Origin of the sequence: Dietzia sp. B32 (assembly GCF_024732245.1) — a bacterium.
Lineage (GTDB): Bacteria > Actinomycetota > Actinomycetes > Mycobacteriales > Mycobacteriaceae > Dietzia.
Window position 1 is genome coordinate 527,370 of sequence record NZ_CP093845.1, and the last position, 16,253, is coordinate 543,622.

Below are 16,253 nucleotides of genomic sequence, written 5' to 3' on the forward strand. Positions count from 1 at the left end.
GGTTCGTGTAGCCGAGACTTGTGTAGGAGTCGAGACTATCGAGTGGTGTTGATGGACTTGGGGCCGCGTCCGAGCGCGACCATGCCGGACTGCACGATCTCGCGGATGCCGTAGCCGTCGAGCATCCGCAGCAGCGCATCGAGCTTGTCGGGGGTACCCGTGGCCTCGAGCGTGAGCGACTCCGGCGAGACGTCCACGATGTGAGCGCGGAACAGACTCGCGATCTCCACGATCTGACCGCGGTTGGTGGCATCGGCGCGGACCTTGACGAGAGTGAGCTCGCGGGCCACCGAGCCGGCCGGATCCTGCTCGACGATCTTGATGACGTTGACGAGCTTGTTGAGCTGCTTGGTCACCTGCTCGAGCGGGAAGTCCTCGACGTTCACGACGATGGTCATGCGCGACAGACCCTCGGTCTCGGTCGGGCCCACGGCCAGCGACTCGATGTTGAACCCGCGCCGGGAGAACAGCGACGAGACGCGCGCGAGCACGCCTGGCTTGTCCTCCACCAGCACGCTCAGGGTGTGGGAGCGAGCGCTCACTGGTCCTCCTCCTCGGCGGCGATCACCGCGGCGTCGATCCGCTCGGTCGCCTCGTGGATGTCCGTGGCCTCATCCGCCACGGAATCGGTGTCGTCGAACAGCGGCCGGATGTCCCGGGCCGCCATGATCTCGTCATTGGACGTACCCGCCGCGACCATCGGCCACACCTGGGCGTCCTTGCCCACGATGAAGTCGATGAGGACCGGGCGGTCGTTGATCGCGCGGGCCTGCGCGATCACGTCGTCGACGTCCTCGGCGCGCTCACACCGCAGCGCTACGCAGCCTAGGGCCTCGCCGAGCTTGACGAAGTCGGGGATGTGCATGGAGTGCGTCGACAGGTCGGTCTGCGAGTACCGCTCCTCGTAGAACAGTGTCTGCCACTGACGGACCATGCCGAGGTTGCCGTTGTTGATCAGCGCCACCTTGATGGGCGCGCCCTCGATGGCGCAGGTGGCCAGCTCCTGGTTGGTCATCTGGAAGCAGCCGTCACCGTCGATGGCCCACACCTCGGCGTCCTGGCGGCCGAACTTGGCACCCATCGCGGCGGGCACTGCGTACCCCATGGTCCCCAGACCGCCCGAGTTCAACCACGTGCGGGGCTTCTCGTACTTGACGAACTGGGCGGCCCACATCTGGTGCTGGCCGACGCCGGCGCAGTACACGGCGTCCGGGCCGGCGGCGGCGCTCAGCCGCTCGATGACGTACTCCGGAGAGAGGGAACCGTCCGACTGCGGGCCGTACCCCAGCGGGAACTCGCTGCGGATCTCGTCCAGCTCGCCGACCCACGCGGACGGCTCGGTCAGCGTGCCGGACTCGCTCTCGCCGCGCAGCGTCTGGACGAGCTCGACGAGGACCTCCCTGATGTCGCCCACGATCGGGACGTCGACGGCCCGGTTCTTGCCGATCTCGGCCGGGTCGATGTCGGCGTGGATGACCTTGGCGTCGGGGGCGAACGTGTCCAGGCGGCCGGTGACGCGGTCGTCGAACCGCGCACCGAGGGTCACCAACAGGTCGGACCGCTGCAACGCGGCGACGGCGGCGACCGTTCCGTGCATCCCCGGCATGCCGTAGTGCAGGCGGTGGGAGTCGGGGAACGCCCCCCGTGCCATCAGCGTAGTGACGACGGGGATGCCGGTGAGCTCGGCCAGTGCCATGAGCTCCTCGGAGGCGTCGGCCTTGATGACGCCGCCGCCGACGTAGAGCACCGGGCGGGTCGCCTTGGCCATCATCCGCGCGGCCTCACGGATCTGCTTGCCGTGTGGCTTGGTGACCGGACGGTAGCCGGGGAGCTTCATCTCCGGCGGCCACGAGAAGGTCATCTCGGCCTGCAGCACGTCCTTGGGGATGTCCACCAGCACGGCACCGGGGCGACCGGTCTGTGCGATGTGGAACGCCTCGGCGATCATCCGCGGGATGTCGTCGCCGTGCGCCACGAGGAAGTTGTGCTTGGTGATCGGCATGGTGATACCCGAGATGTCGGCTTCCTGGAAGCCGTCGGTGCCGATGAGTGCGGTCCCCACCTGCCCCGTGATCGCCACGATCGGGACCGAGTCCATCTGGGCGTCCGCGAGCGGGGTCACCAGGTTGGTGGCACCGGGCCCCGAGGTGGCCATGCAGACGCCCACCCTGCCGGTCGCCTGCGCGTACCCGGTCGCCGCGTGCCCCGCGCCCTGCTCGTGCCGGACGAGGACGTGCCGGACCTTGGCCGAGTCGTAGAGCGGGTCGTAGACCGGCAGGATGGCCCCGCCGGGGATGCCGAAGACGACCTCGGTCCCGATCTCCTCGAGGGACCGGACGACGGCCTGCGCCCCCGTCATCCGCTCTGGGGCCGCTGACCGGGCCTTCTGGTCTGCACCCGGACGAGGTCCGGGCTGTGCCGTTGGTGCGCTCACTTCAACTGTCCTTCATGCTGGTCGTGGAGCCGTGGTTCGTGGTCGGCCGTGTTGTCTGGGATTTCTGACCGCGGTCTGACCCGGCAACAAAAAACCCCCGTCGGCCACGGAGGCCGGCGAGGGTGCGCGTCGACGGAAAGCCAGGTAGGGCTCAGGCGCCGACGCGCCGGCCGAGTACGAGACCGTTCCAGGTGTTCACGGGCCCCAGACTAGGCCGCGGCCGAGCGCGTCGTCAACTCGTGGAACATCGATCCCACGATGTGGACCGTGCCAGACTGGTGGCATCATGAGTGCCCCTTTCAGATCCCCCGTCCCGGAGTCGAGCCCCCGCGATCACGCCCTCTTCCGGGTCAATCCGATGTCGTACGTCGTCGTCGTCATCTTCGTACTCGCGATCCTCTGGCCCGTCACGTCCTACCCCGTGGCCCTGGGCTGGCTGGTGCTGCTCCCGATGGCCTTCGCCTGGTGGGTGGCCCGGACCTGGACCCGCCTGGACGAGGGGGGCGTCCACCTGTCCTCCTGGCGCGCCCGTCAGTCCGTGCCGTGGGATGAGGTCAAGGGCGTGATGTTCCCGAAGCGTGGGTTCGCGCGGCTCGTGACCACCGCTGACGCGTCAATCCCGATGGGCGGGGTCTCGTTCCACGACCTCCCGCGGCTGTCCGGCGCCAGCCGCGGCCGTATCCGCGACCCGTACGCCACGCCCGGGGCCGACGCCTCCTGATCCCGCCCGGTTGTCGGCCTCGCCGCGCGCGTCCGCCGCACCGCGACCCTCCGCCGCACCGCGACCGACCGCAGTTCCGCGCCCGACCGGAACCCCGCGCCCGGCGGGGACCCGGTCGGCCACGGCCTGGCGACGCATCCCCATCCGCTCGTAGACCAGGGTGACCACCACGCCCACCGCGAGTCCGGCGACAGCCCAACCGCCGAGCACCCAGACCGCGTGCCCGAGACCCGCCTCCCAACCGGAGTCGAAGAACATGATCGACCGCAGCCCGAGGTAGGCCTGGTGCATCGGTTGCAGCGTGCCGATGGCCACGAACACCCGCGGCAGCATCTCCGTCGGGGTGGCACCACCGGAGGTGGGGATCCCCAGCACCACGAACACCACGAGGTTCACCAGCAGCCCGGCGTTGCCGACGGCCGCGATGATCGTGTGCGCGCACAGCCCCACCGCGATGATGACCAGGTTCGAGAACCAGAACATGTGCCACGGGTCGTATCCGGTCACACCGATGATGTGCGCCACCCAGAGCACGAGCGCCGACACGAGTGGGGCGGTGATCAGGGTGACCACCCACTTGCGGACCAGGGTCTGGAGCCGCCCGAACGGCGCGACGTGGACGTGGAGCGCCAACGGTCCGATCTCCAGCGGGATGAAGCCGAGTCGCGCGTCGAGGAGCGCGGAGATGATCATCGCCCCCGTGAAACCCGCCAGGATCACGATCAGCGCGTAGAACATCGGGAGCGATGCGTTCGACACCCCGTCGGGCAGCGGATTCCACGCGGTCACGTCGATCATCACCGGGTCCGCGAGGGCGACCGCCGCCGCGGCTCCGACGGTCCTGCTCTCCGCCTCGGCCAGCAGACGGGACTGCGACAGCAGTTCGGTTCCCATCCGGTCGTGGAATGACTCCTGCATCGCCTCGGCCATCGTGTTCATGACCTGGCCGGACACGATGGACACGCGTGGCGAGTACTCGAGCGTGATGCGCGCCCGTTCGGGCGGCTCCGCCGCGGCACCCGCCTCCGTCGCCGCGGCGTCGATGAGACCGACGACCTGCCGGCTCAGATCGGCGGGGATCCTGACCGCGCCGAAGAACGTCCCGTCGCGGAGTCCCTCCTCGGCGGCCTCCGGGTTCACCACGTGCAGGCGGACCCGCTTCCAGTCGTTGTTCTGGAGCAGTCCTGCGGTGATCTGCGACCCGATGTCGACCCCCCGCGGCCCGATCGGCGTCTCCAACGTCGCGGCGTCGTCCTCGTCCACCACCGCCACGGGGATGTATCTGGCGTGGGCCTGCGGATCCGCCGTGCCTCCCAGGTACATGAACGACAGGAGGAAGAACAGGCCGCAGACCAGCACCACCGCCCCCGCGGAATGCGACAGGAACTCACGTAGTCCGCCCGTGTGACCAGAGTCGGTCATGTCCATCCCCGTTCGTGCCGCGTTCACGGTCGGCCGGGTGGCCGACCGTGAAAAGGGTAGACCCACGCCGGGGCGTATTGTGTGGTGGTCACGGCGCGTTCGGGTGCCGCCTCGGACGCGCGCACAGCGCGGCACCGTGCGGCACGGCCTCCGGAATGCGCCCTCCCCTTCGAATCGGAGCGAGGTCCCATGCCGCCCCTGAGGTCACGAACCAGTACCGCCGGACGTAACGCCGCGGGGGCCAGGGCCCTCTGGCGGGCGACCGGTATGACGGACTCGGACTTCGGCAAGCCGATCATCGCCATCGCCAACTCGTACACCCAGTTCGTCCCGGGCCACGTGCACCTGAAGAACGTCGGCGAGATCGTCGCCGAGCAGATCGCGGCAGCGGGTGGAGTGGCGCGCGAGTTCCACACCATCGCGGTGGACGACGGTATCGCGATGGGCCACGCGGGGATGCTGTACTCGCTTCCCAGCCGGGAGATCATCGCCGACTCGGTCGAGTACATGGTCAACGCGCACACCGCGGACGCCCTGGTGTGCATCTCGAACTGCGACAAGATCACCCCTGGCATGCTCAACGCCGCGATGCGGTTGAACATCCCCACCGTGTTCGTCTCCGGCGGCCCCATGGAGTCGGGGTTCTCGGTCGTCGTGGACGGTGTGGTCAAGGCCGGTTCGGACCTCATCACCGCGATCTCCGCCTCGGCCAACGCCGCCGTTGACGACGAGGGACTGGACGCCATCGAGCGGTCAGCCTGTCCCACCTGCGGATCCTGTTCGGGCATGTTCACGGCCAACTCGATGAACTGCCTCACGGAGGCCCTGGGGCTGTCGCTGCCCGGGAACGGCTCGACTCTGGCCACGCACAGTGCCCGGCGGGCGCTGTTCGAAGAGGCCGGCCGTGTCATCGTCGATCTGTGCACCCGGTACTACCGGGACGAGGACTCCTCGGTGCTGCCCCGTTCGGTCGCCACCAAGTCGGCGTTCACCAACGCGATGGCGCTGGACGTCGCGATGGGCGGTTCCACCAACACCGTCCTCCACATCCTCGCCGCCGCACAGGAGGGCGAGGTCGACTTCGACCTGGGCGACATCGAGCAGATCTCCCGCCGTATCCCCTGTCTGGCGAAGGTCGCACCGAACTCGGACTACTACATGGAGCACGTCCACCGGGCCGGGGGCATCCCCGCGATCCTCGGCGAGCTCTACCGGGGTGGCCTGCTGGAGACGGATGTCCACTCGGTCCACTCCCCGTCGCTCGAGCAGTACGTCGCGGACTGGGACATCCGCAGCGGCACCGCGACCGAGAAGGCGATCGAGCTGTTCCACGCGGCCCCGGGCGGCGTGCGGACGATCGAGCCGTTCTCGACGGACAACCGCTGGGAGTCGCTGGACACCGACGCGGTCAACGGCTGCATCCACTCGGTGGAGCACCCGGCCACCGCCGAGGGCGGGCTCGCGGTCCTCCGCGGCAACATCGCACCGGATGGGTCGGTGTTCAAGACGGCGGGCGTGTCGGAGGAGAACTTCCACTTCTCGGGCCCGGCTCGCGTCGTCGAGTCGCAGGAGGAGGCCGTCTCGGTGATCCTGGGCAAGACCCTGAAGGCCGGTGAGGTCCTGGTCGTGCTCTACGAGGGGCCGGCCGGCGGTCCCGGGATGCAGGAGATGTTGCACCCGACGGCGTTCATCAAGGGCGCCGGCCTGGGCACGAAGTGTGCGCTCATCACCGACGGCCGCTTCTCGGGCGGCTCGTCCGGACTGTCCATCGGCCACATCGCCCCGGAGGCCGCCGCGGGCGGCCCGATCGGCCTGGTCCGTGACGGGGACATCGTGACCATCGACGTCGCCACGCGGTCCATCTCGGTGGATGTCGACGACGACGAGTTGGCCCGCCGCCGGGCCGAGAAGGGCCCCCTCCCGTGGCGCCCGGAGAACCGGGACCGGAAGGTCTCCACCGCGCTGCGGGCCTACGCCTCGATGGCGTCCTCGGCCGACAAGGGCGCGGTCCGCATCCTGCCCGACTGAGTCTCCCCGCAGGGATCAACGGTCTCCCCGTAGGGATCCACACCCTCCCCGTCAGGGGTCCACGCCCCGGCGCCCGGGCTCTCAGCCCGCGGTGACCGGGGCGCTGTCGGCCGTGGAGGTCAGCGGGTTGGTGCCGTTGAGGAAGTACCAGACAAGCCCGGCGACGACGGCGACGACCACCAGCCACACGATCCCGGAGAAGCGGGGACGGTGGGACCACGCCCACTTGCGGTCGGCGGACCAGCGTCCCGGGCCGGCGAAGAGCAGCGCCACGAGGGCGGCGGCGTAGAGGATCGAGACCTCGAGCCCGCGAGTGGTATCGCTCAGCACGGGGATGGGATCGGCCCCGGTCAGTCGGATCGCGATGCCCAGTCCCACCAGACCCAGCAGGCCGGCGGCGGCCACCGGGGTGGCCAGACCCACCACGAGCATGACCCCGGCGACCAGCTCGACGGCCCCACCGGCGATCGCGATGATGCGGGCCTGGTCGAACCCGGAGTCGGTGAGGGTCTGGGTGAACCCGTCGATGCCGGGGCCGCCGAACATCCCGAACAGTTTCTGCAGCCCCCGCATCGCGAGGAGTACGCCCACCGCCAGGCGCAGGACGAACAGTCCGAAGTCCGTCGTCCCCCGTCGTGCTATCTCATCGCGGGACGCGGGGGCGATGGTGGCCGGCTGGTCGCCGAACGGCAGCGGGGAGGACATGTCGTAGCCACCGGACTCGGCGAACTGGGAGTAGTCCGTGCGCCCGGCCGCGGGGAAGGCGGTGGTCGCGGTATCCGTGGATCCACCGGCCGAACCGGATGCACCGGCCACGCCGGCCGTGCCGGCGGTGCCGCCACTTCTCCCCGGGGCGTTGGGTACGTCCAGCGGGTAGTCCACGTCGTGGATGATCTCGGTACGGGCGTCGTCGTCACCGCGTTTTGAGGAAGTCACGTACCGACTGTATGCCGATGCCGGTGCCCCGGCATCGAGGACACGGCGCGCCGTAGTCTTGTCGGCATGAGATCGCTCCCGCTGCTGCTGGCACTGGCCGTCGCCGTGTCCGGTTGCGCGAGGTTCGACGACCGTCTCGAGGACCCGTTCACCCCCGCCCCCGGGCCCGGGATGGCGGCCGGACCGCCCCCCGCCAGCCCCGGCTCGCCGTCCCCACCGCCGTCGTCGCGATCGGGGGAACCGGAACCCCCGCCCGAGACAGGGCCGTGCGTCGACCCGGATCCCGCCGTCATCGCGACCTGCCTCGACCCCGCCGTCGCCGTGGCAGGGCTGGGTGAGCGAGCCGTGGTCGCGGAGTCGACGGGAGCGGTGAAGATCGTCTCGCCCGATGCGCCGCCCGAGCGGTTCGGCCGGGTCGACCCCCGGGGCGGCCGGGTAACCGCCGTCGCACCCTCCCCGGACTTCGCCCAGGACCGCTTGGTGTATCTCCTCGTCGTCGGCGACGGACCCACCCGGGTGGAGCGCCTGGCGCGCGGTGACGCCCCCCGGACGGTCGCCGAGCTGCCCCCCGCGGACAGTGGGGGGCTCGCGTTCGTCAATGACGTCCTCACCGTGGGCGTCGGCTCCGATATCGTCCGGTTCCCGTCGTTCACCGGTATCGGCCGAGCCGAGAATCCCCAGACCGTCGGCCGGGAGTTGGGCCGCATCCAGGCGCTGTGCCCTCTCGGAGACGAGGTGTTCCTCTCCACCGTCACCGACCGGGGCGCCGCGATCCGGACGCCTGAGCGCACGGTGTGGACGTGGCCGGACCAGCGCTCGGCAGGGGGGTGCGCGGCGTCCGAGGGCACACTCGCCATCGCGCTACCGGACGCCGAGCGGGTCGACACCCTCGAGACCGCCGGGGGCGCGGCAGGAGGTCAACCAGAGGCGCTGGCCGAGGGTCGGTACGGGCGCCTGACCGGGCTCACCGTTGCCGGGCAGGGCCTCCTCCTCGCCGGTACCGCGAACAAGTCGGGCGGATCCGCCGTGCCCACGGACGACCGCGTGGTGATCCTCCCCCAATCCGGCGGCGGCGCGGACGCCCGGACCTAGTCGATTCGAACGCTTGTGCCATTTCCCGCCCGCGGATAGAGTAGTACACACATTCGATCAACGGTGGCGTGCGGGGTGAGGGCCTTGGTGACGACGACGACGAGCTCGTCCGGATTCACGGCGCTGCGCGCGGTGGATGAGCCGTTGGAGTCGTTGGACGCGGCAGCGCTCAGCGAGGCGGCCCGGTCAGCGACGCTGGCGCAGAACCTCGCCGCGGCGACCCGGCTGCACGCCGCGTACCTGCTCGTGGAGAGCTTCCGGCGCCTGGACGAGGCCACCCACGGCGACCCCGCCGGCGACACCCGCCCCGCCCACGCCCGCCTGGACCCGGCCGGCCGGGCCCGCGATCACCTGGCCGCGGCCATGTCACTGACCTGCTGGCACGCCGGACACCTGGTCACCGCCGCCATCCAGGCCCACACCCGGCTACCGCGACTGCGGGGCGCCGTCGAACGCGGCCTGCTGCCCGAACAGTTGGCCATCGACGCCGCCTGCCGCCTGGCCGACGTCCCGGACGAGGCGATCGGCCCCGTCGAGTCCGAGGTCATCGGCCACCTCACCCGGGCCCTTGCCGGTGGCCATCGGCCCAGCCGCTCCGCACTGGACACCTCCGTCGACAACGCGGTCGCACGCCACGCCCCACAAGCCGCCCAGGACGCCGTCGACGCCGCCGCCGACCAGCGCACCGTGCGATTCCGTCCCGGCCGCAACGGCATGACCTCCATGTGGGCCCACCTGCCCTCCGGCGACGCCGAGAAACTGCGCCGCCGCATCGACGCCGCCGCCCGCGCCGCCACGGACCTGTGCCACCCCCGCAGCCGCAACCAACTGCGCGCCGACGCCCTCATCGCCCTGGGCGACCCCAACACCACCGACATCGCCGACCCCGCACACCACCCCGCACACCACCCCGAGCACACCCCGACCAGCAGCCCCGCCGGCACCGGTACCGACGACCGCGGACACCGGCCCCCGCTCGGCGCCTCGTGGGGCACCGACAAGCCCATCCGCATCTCGGTCATCAACACCCTCGCCGACGGACTGCCCAACCAGGTCCAGTTCGTCAACGGCGCCTACGCCAGCTTCGACTGGCTCTGCGAAGAACTACTCTCCGGCGGCGACGCCACCGTCCGGTTCGAACTCATCGACCCCGCCCCCGGCAACCTCGACGTCCCCGACGCGATCCTCAAATACTTCATCACCCCCGCGCTGGCAGAACGCATCCGACTGCGCGACGGGACCTGCCGCCACCCCGGATGCACCGTCGACGCCCACGACTGCGAGATCGACCACGCCATCGTCTTCGACCACAGGCGGCCCGAACTCGGCGGCCCCACCGCCGAGTGGAACCTGATGTGCCTCTGCCGCAAACACCACCGGGAAAAAACCTTCGGCCACTGCGCCTATCGCCCCGGCCCCCTGGGCGAGCTGACGATCATCACCGAAACCGGCCACGAACACCACACCAGCCCCACCGGCCCCCTGGCCCAGGCGCGCAACCACATCCTCGAACGCCAATGGCGAGCACACCTCGACCACCTCACCGCCGACGACGGCCACCTCACCAACCCACCAGGCACCACCCGACACCGGCGGGCCGCCACCGGCAGCACCCGGCCACCTGTCGGGACCGAGCCGCCTGACGGGGCCGAGCCTCCAGTCGGGACCGAGCCGTCGGTCGGAGTCGAGCCGTCGGTCGGAGTCGAGCCGTCGGTCGGTGCCGGGCAGTCCGACGACTCGGTGTGGCGCCGCACGCGGGGCCGAGACTGCCCACCGCGCGACGCTACCGAGGGCGATCAGTCCGCCTAGCCATCGCCGATCGGTATGGATGTCCGTGCCGCTCAGCTACCGTGCTGCTCGGCTACTGATGATTCGGCTACCGTGCGAACCTCAGTTGCACGCCGCGATGACCAGCTCTTTCACGCGCGCCGGGTCTGCCTGACCGCGGGTCGCCTTCATGACGGCACCGACGATCGCGCCGGCAGCCTGCACCTTGCCGGAGCGGATCTTGTCGGCGATGTCGGGCTGGGCTGCCAGGGCGTCGTCGACGGCCTTCTGCAGGGCCGAGTCGTCCCGCACCACCTCGAGGCCCTTGTCCGCGACGATCTGGTCGGGCTCGCCCTCGCCGTCGAGGATCGCGTCGACTACCTGGCGGCCGAGCTTGTTCGTGAGCTTGCCCTCGGCGACCAGTTCGATGACCCGCGCCAGCTGTGCTGGGTCGATGGCGAGTTCGGTGAGGGCGACACCGCGCTTGTTGGACTGCTGGGTCATGTACGACACCCACCACGACCGGGCCTCGGCGGCCGGGGCGCCCGCGTCGACCGTGGCGAGGATGAGATCGAGGGCTCCGGCGTTGACGAGGTCCCGCATCTCCTCGTCCGAGACGCCCCAGTCCGCCTGGACTCGTGCGCGGCGGACCCACGGCAGCTCCGGTAGCGTCGCGCGGATCTCCTCGATGAGTTCTTCGGTGGGCTCCACGGGCGCGAGATCCGGCTCGGGGAAGTAGCGGTAGTCCTCCGCAGACTCCTTTGGCCGCCCGGACGTCGTGGTGCCGTCCGACTCGTGGAAGTGGCGGGTCTCGAGCACGACCTCGTCGCCTGCGGTGAGGACGTCGGCCTGGCGGCACATCTCGTGCCGAACCGCGATCTCGACGCTGCGCAGGGAGTTGACGTTCTTGGTCTCCGTGCGGGTGCCGAACTCGGTGGCGCCCTTCGGCATCAGCGACACGTTCGCGTCACACCGCATCGAACCCTGGTCCATCCGGACGTCCGACACGTCGAGACTGGAGAGCAGATCTCGCAGCGTGGTGACGTAGGCGCGGGCGATCTCCGGCGCCCTCTCCCCCGCCCCGACGATCGGCTTGGAGACGATCTCGATGAGAGGGACGCCGGCGCGGTTGAAGTCGAGCAGCGAGTGGGTCGCACCGTGGATGCGGCCGCTGGCGGAGCCGACGTGGGTGGACTTGCCGGTGTCCTCCTCCATGTGCGCGCGCTCGATCTCGACCCGCCACGTCTCGCCGTCCTCGAGCTGTACGTCGAGGTAGCCGTCGTGGGCGATCGGCTCGTCGTACTGCGAGATCTGATAGTTCTTCGGCTGGTCCGGGTAGAAGTAGTTCTTGCGCGCGAAACGGCTGTGCGGCGCGATCGAGCAGTTGAGCGCCAGACCGATCTTGATGGCCCACTCCACGGCCTGACGGTTGGCCACGGGCAACGCGCCCGGCAGACCGATACACACCGGACACACCTGGGTGTTGGGATCCGCCCCGAACGCGGTGGGACATCCGCAAAACATCTTGGTGGCGGTGTGCAGCTCTACGTGCACCTCCATGCCCATGACGGGATCGAAACGTGACACGACCTCGGTGAACTCCATGCGGAACAATCTAGCCGAAGAGGCAGGCGGCCTCGCGGTAGCGGTCCTCCGGAACGGTCTTGAGCACCGCGACGGCGTCCTCGACCGGCACCATCTCGATCGACTCCCCGCGTAGCGCGACGATCTGGCCGAAGTCACCGCGGTGCACGGCGTGAGCCGCGTGCACCCCGAAACGGGTCGCCAGGACGCGGTCGTACGCGGTCGGGGTCCCGCCTCGCTGGATGTGACCCAGCACGGTGGTCCGGACGTCGCGGTTCATGCGCTCGGCGATCGCGGCGGCCATCTGGTCGGCCACCCCGGTGAACACCTCGTGGCCGAACTGGTCGTTGCCGCCCGCGCGGAGCGTCATCCCGGATCCCTCGACGGGCGTCGCCCCTTCGGCCACCACGCAGATCCCGTAGGCCTCCCCCATCTGGAACCGGCGCTTCATCACCTTGCACACGTAATCGATGTCGAACGGCACCTCGGGGATGACGATCATGTGCGCGCCGGACGCCAACCCCGCGTGGAGCGCGATCCAGCCGGCGTGCCGGCCCATCACCTCGACGAGCATGACCCGCTCGTGGGACTCCGCCGTCGTGTGCAGCCGATCGATCGCATCGGAGGCGATCGAGACGGCGGTGTCGAAGCCGAAGGTGTAGTCGGTGCCGCCGACGTCGTTGTCGATGGTCTTGGGCACCCCCACCACGGGGATGCCGTTCTCGGTCAACCAGCGGGCCGCCTTGAGCGTTCCGTCGCCACCGATGGCCACCAGGGCATCGATCGCATGCCGCTCGAGGGTCTCGCGGATCTCCGGCAGGCTCGCCGTGAGGATGTCGGGGTTCAGTCGACCGGTTCCGAGAATCGTGCCACCGCGCAGCAGGATGCGATCGATGCCCTCGTCGTCGAACAGCGGTACCGCACGGTCGTTCACCAACCCGGACCACCCGTCCTGGAACCCCAGGACCGGGGAGTCGTACTCCGAGTTGGCGGTGCGGACCAGCGCGCGGATGACCGCGTTGAGTCCGGGACAGTCGCCGCCGGCGGTCAGGACACCTATACGCACGTCGAGCTCCTCTCGGTTCCCCCGCAGTCTAGGTCCGCATGCGGCCCACCACGGTGGTCACCGCGCCGGGCTCACCGACTGTTCACCGGTTCGGAACGCCATGGTGGCCAGACCGCCCAACAGGACGACCGCGGCGGGCAGGTACATCGCGTCCGCCACGGCCTGACCGATGTCACCGTGCGCGACGAACCGGGCCTGCACCAGGGCGCCGATCGCGGCGGACCCGAGGACCGCACCGACCTGGCGGGTGGTGTTGTAGACACCGGACCCCGCGCCAGCCGACGCCATCTCCAGGCGCCGCATCGCCGTCGACGACGTCGGGGCCCACACACACCCGTTGGCCACACCCATCAGTGCGATCGGACCGAGCAGGACGGGAATCGAGGTCTGGGCGTCCATCACCAGGGCGAGCCAGAACAGGGACACCGCGTACGAGAAGTAGCCGATGCCCGTGAAGATCCTCGGGTCGATACTGTCCGCCCACCGGCCGACCACCGGTGCGAGGACGCCCGCGATCAACGCCATCGGCAGCAGCATCATGCCCGCGCGGGTCGGACTGAGCTCCTTGACCCCCTGGAGATAGAACATGATCGGGACCATGGTGCCGGCGGTGACGAAGCCGATCGTGGAGACCCCGAACGTCCCGATCGAGAAGTTGCGATCGCGGAACAGGCGTAGAGGAACGAGCGGCTCGGTCCGGACCCGGGACTGCCACCACACGAACACCACGAGTCCCACCACGCCGGCGACGATGAGCCCCGTGGTGGTGCCGCCCCACCCGTGCTCCTCCCCCTGCTGGATCCCGAACACCAGGAAGAACATGCCGACGGCGGACAGGACGATCCCCGGCACGTCGTACGAACGCGACCGGGTCTCCAGAACCGGTACCCACAGCCACACCAGCACCACGGCGAGGACGCCGAACGGGATGTTGACGAAGAAGACCCACCGCCAGTCGAACGCGTCGATCAATACCCCGCCGAACACCGGGCCCACGACGGAGGCGATCCCCGCGACGGCGCCCCATGCGCCCATGGCCGCGCCGCGCCGGGCCGGCGCGAACACACGGGTGATGACACTGAGCGACTGCGGGGTCAGCAGTGCCGCGCCGAAACCCTGGAACACCCGCGCCACGATGAGCGTCTCGATGTCGGGTGCCAATCCGCACCACAGGGAGGCGCCGGTGAACACCACCAATCCCGCGATCGCCACGGTGCGGGGCCCGACCTGGTCACCGAGACGGCCGGTGAACAGCAACGGCACCACGTACGCCAGCAGATACGCGCTGGTCACCCAGATGACCTGGTTGGTGGTGGCACCGAGCTGGGTGACGAACGCGTCGGTGGCCACCGCGACGATCGTCTGATCCACCAGGATCATGAAGAACCCGATGACCAGTGCCGCGAGCGCCTTCCATGCGTCCCTCTCGGGGACGGTCGTCACGCTATCGCGCCTCTCGCGGCCTCGTAGGCGGCCCCGACCCGGTACAGGCGGTCGTCGGCGAGCGCCGGCGCCATGATCTGCAGACCGGCGGGCAGGCCCTCGACCAGGCCGGACGGAACAGACATGCCGCAGTGCCCGGCCAGGTTGAGCGGCAGGGTGCACAGGTCGAACTGGTACATGGCGACCGGGTCCTCCACCTTGTCCCCGAGCGGGAACGCGGTGGTCGGCGTGGTCGGCGAGATCAGGACGTCGACCTTCTCGTAGGCGGCGTCGAAGTCGCGTGCGATGAGCGTGCGTACCTTCTGGGCCTGGCCGTAGAACGCGTCGTAGTACCCGGCCGACAGGGCGTAGGTGCCGAGCATGATGCGGCGCTTGACCTCGGGGCCGAAGCCGGCCTCGCGGCTGGCGGCCATGACCTGGTCCGCCGAACCGTCACCGGTCCGCAGGCCATAGCGCATGGCGTCGAAGCGTGCCAGGTTGCTGGAGACCTCGGACGGCAGGATGAGGTAGTAGGCGGGCAGTGCGTACCGGAAATTGGGGCACGAGACCTCCACGATCTCCGCGCCCAGCTCGCGCAGCGTGTCCACCGCCGCACGGAAGGACGCCTCGACACCGGGCTGGTAGCCCTCACCGGAGAACTCCGTGACCACGCCGACCCGCAGGCCGGTCAGATCGCCCCTGGCGCCCTCCCGGGCGGCGGCGACGACGTCTGGGATCGCGACGTCGAGACTGGTGGAGTCGCGCGGGTCGTGCCCGGCGATCACCTGGTGCAGCAGCGCGGTGTCCTCGACCGTGCGGCCGCACGGGCCGCCCTGGTCGAGAGACGACGCGCAGGCCACGAGGCCGTAACGCGAGACCGTGCCGTAGGTGGGCTTGACGCCGACCGTCGCGGTGAGCGCGGCGGGCTGGCGGATCGACCCGCCCGTGTCGGTGCCGATGGCGATCGGCGCCTGGTGGGAGGCCAGCGCGGCGGCCGAACCGCCGCCGGACCCGCCGGGGGTCCGGCTCGGATCCCACGGGTTTCGGGTGGGCCCGTAGGCGGAGTTCTCGGTCGAGGACCCCATCGCGAACTCGTCCATGTTGGTCTTGCCGAGGATCGGGATGCCCGCCTCGCGGAGCCTGGCGGTGACCGTCGCGTCGTACGGCGAGCGGTAGCCCTCGAGCATCCGAGAGCCGCACGTGGTGGGCGCGTCCGTGGTGGTGAACACGTCCTTCAGGGCGATGGGCACGCCGGCCAGCGGGCCGAGCTCCTCGCCGGCCGCCAGTCGGGTGTCGACGTCCCGGGCCGCCCGGAGGGCCTCGTCCGCGCCCACGTGGAGGAACGCGTTGATCTGGCCGTCGACCTCGTCGATCCGGTCCAGGTGCGCACGGGTGACCTCCTCCGAGGACACCTCCCGCGCGGCGATCCGGCCCGCCAGCTCGGCGGCGGTGGCGGTGGTGAGCTCGGTCATGCGTCCTCCCCCAGGATCTGCGGAACCTCGAAGCGCTGTTCGTCGGCGGCCGGGGCCTGGTCGAGGGCCTGCTCCGGGGTGAGGCCCGGGGTGACCACGTCGTCCCGGTACACGTTGGTGATAGCGGTGGGGTGGCTCATCGCGGGCACGTCCTCCGCGGCGACCTCGGACACCGCCTGCACGTGGTCGAGGATGTCGGTGAGCTGCTGTGCGAACGAGTCCAGCTCGGAGTCGCTCAGTTCCAGGCGGGAGAGCCTGGCCAGATGCGCGACGTCCCCGCGTGAGATCGAGGTCACGTGCCTGCCCCTT

The 16,253-nt window shown here is 70.1% G+C and carries 13 protein-coding genes; 4 read left to right on the forward strand and 9 right to left on the reverse strand.

Annotated elements, in window-relative coordinates; all coding sequences use genetic code 11:
- Nucleotides 1-35: 35 nt before the first annotated feature.
- Nucleotides 36-542 carry an acetolactate synthase small subunit gene (gene ilvN / locus L8M95_RS02550; protein WP_067718247.1) on the reverse strand — a complete coding sequence of 169 codons (507 nt, stop codon included), beginning with the start codon at nt 540-542 and terminating at the stop codon, nt 36-38.
- Nucleotides 539-2,434, reverse strand: coding sequence for an acetolactate synthase large subunit (locus L8M95_RS02555; protein ID WP_260487774.1), 1,896 nt, complete (start codon nt 2,432-2,434; stop codon nt 539-541). The genes ilvN and L8M95_RS02555 overlap by 4 nt, the downstream gene beginning before the upstream one ends.
- 286 nt (nt 2,435-2,720) lie before the next feature.
- Between L8M95_RS02555 and L8M95_RS02560 the strand changes: the two genes are divergently transcribed.
- Entirely contained in the window at nt 2,721-3,155 is a 435-nt protein-coding gene (locus L8M95_RS02560; RefSeq protein ID WP_260487775.1) for a PH domain-containing protein, read from the forward strand.
- Here the strand turns inward: L8M95_RS02560 and L8M95_RS02565 are convergent.
- Nucleotides 3,048-4,577, reverse strand: a complete 1,530-nt coding sequence (locus L8M95_RS02565) for a YhgE/Pip domain-containing protein (RefSeq protein ID WP_260487776.1) — start codon at nt 4,575-4,577, stop codon at nt 3,048-3,050. The genes L8M95_RS02560 and L8M95_RS02565 overlap by 108 nt on opposite strands.
- Before the next feature lie 189 nt (nt 4,578-4,766).
- Between L8M95_RS02565 and ilvD the strand changes: the two genes are divergently transcribed.
- The gene (gene ilvD, locus L8M95_RS02570) at nt 4,767-6,605 is read left to right on the forward strand and encodes a dihydroxy-acid dehydratase (RefSeq protein ID WP_260487777.1); all 1,839 of its coding nucleotides are present in this window, start codon (nt 4,767-4,769) and stop codon (nt 6,603-6,605) included.
- Between the two features lie 81 nt (nt 6,606-6,686).
- Here the strand turns inward: ilvD and L8M95_RS02575 are convergent, their stop codons facing one another.
- On the reverse strand, nt 6,687-7,541 hold the full coding sequence (locus L8M95_RS02575; protein WP_260487778.1) for a DoxX family protein: 855 nt from the start codon (nt 7,539-7,541) through the stop codon (nt 6,687-6,689).
- 66 nt (nt 7,542-7,607) lie between these two features.
- Between L8M95_RS02575 and L8M95_RS02580 the strand changes: the two genes are divergently transcribed.
- Both L8M95_RS02580 and L8M95_RS02585 read left to right on the forward strand, forming a co-directional pair.
- Nucleotides 7,608-8,633, forward strand: a complete 1,026-nt coding sequence (locus L8M95_RS02580) for an oxidoreductase (RefSeq protein ID WP_260487779.1) — start codon at nt 7,608-7,610, stop codon at nt 8,631-8,633.
- 87 nt (nt 8,634-8,720) lie between these two features.
- Nucleotides 8,721-10,442 carry an HNH endonuclease signature motif containing protein gene (locus tag L8M95_RS02585; protein WP_260487780.1) on the forward strand — a complete coding sequence of 574 codons (1,722 nt, stop codon included), beginning with the start codon at nt 8,721-8,723 and terminating at the stop codon, nt 10,440-10,442.
- 81 nt (nt 10,443-10,523) lie between these two features.
- Here the strand turns inward: L8M95_RS02585 and gatB are convergent, their stop codons facing one another.
- From gatB to gatC, 5 genes are read right to left on the reverse strand one after another with little or no spacing between them, the layout of a single operon-like run.
- Nucleotides 10,524-12,005: an Asp-tRNA(Asn)/Glu-tRNA(Gln) amidotransferase subunit GatB gene (gene gatB, locus L8M95_RS02590; protein ID WP_260487781.1), complete on the reverse strand. Its 1,482-nt coding sequence runs from the start codon at nt 12,003-12,005 to the stop codon at nt 10,524-10,526.
- A 10-nt stretch (nt 12,006-12,015) separates the two neighbouring features.
- The gene (locus L8M95_RS02595) at nt 12,016-13,050 is read right to left on the reverse strand and encodes an ATP-dependent 6-phosphofructokinase (RefSeq protein ID WP_260487782.1); all 1,035 of its coding nucleotides are present in this window, start codon (nt 13,048-13,050) and stop codon (nt 12,016-12,018) included.
- Between the two features lie 57 nt (nt 13,051-13,107).
- On the reverse strand, nt 13,108-14,493 hold the full coding sequence (locus tag L8M95_RS02600) for a DHA2 family efflux MFS transporter permease subunit (protein WP_260487783.1): 1,386 nt from the start codon (nt 14,491-14,493) through the stop codon (nt 13,108-13,110).
- Nucleotides 14,490-15,944 (reverse strand): Asp-tRNA(Asn)/Glu-tRNA(Gln) amidotransferase subunit GatA, encoded by a 1,455-nt coding sequence (gatA, locus tag L8M95_RS02605; RefSeq protein ID WP_260487784.1) that lies wholly within the window; start codon nt 15,942-15,944, stop codon nt 14,490-14,492. Before gatA ends, L8M95_RS02600 begins: the two co-directional genes overlap by 4 nt.
- Entirely contained in the window at nt 15,941-16,240 is a 300-nt protein-coding gene (gatC, locus tag L8M95_RS02610; protein ID WP_067718272.1) for an Asp-tRNA(Asn)/Glu-tRNA(Gln) amidotransferase subunit GatC, read from the reverse strand. Before gatC ends, gatA begins: the two co-directional genes overlap by 4 nt.
- Nucleotides 16,241-16,253 lie beyond the last annotated feature (13 nt).

Bases quoted from the DNA above. Each gene is read 5' to 3' on its own strand.
- L8M95_RS02560 (WP_260487775.1), top strand. From the start codon at position 2,721: ATGAGTGCCCCTTTCAGATCCCCCGTCCCGGAGTCGAGCCCCCGCGAT.
- L8M95_RS02565 (WP_260487776.1), bottom strand. From the start codon at position 4,577: ATGACCGACTCTGGTCACACGGGCGGACTACGTGAGTTCCTGTCGCAT.
- ilvD (WP_260487777.1), top strand. From the start codon at position 4,767: ATGCCGCCCCTGAGGTCACGAACCAGTACCGCCGGACGTAACGCCGCG.
- L8M95_RS02580 (WP_260487779.1), top strand. From the start codon at position 7,608: ATGAGATCGCTCCCGCTGCTGCTGGCACTGGCCGTCGCCGTGTCCGGT.
- gatB (WP_260487781.1), bottom strand. From the start codon at position 12,005: ATGGAGTTCACCGAGGTCGTGTCACGTTTCGATCCCGTCATGGGCATG.
- gatA (WP_260487784.1), bottom strand. From the start codon at position 15,944: ATGACCGAGCTCACCACCGCCACCGCCGCCGAGCTGGCGGGCCGGATC.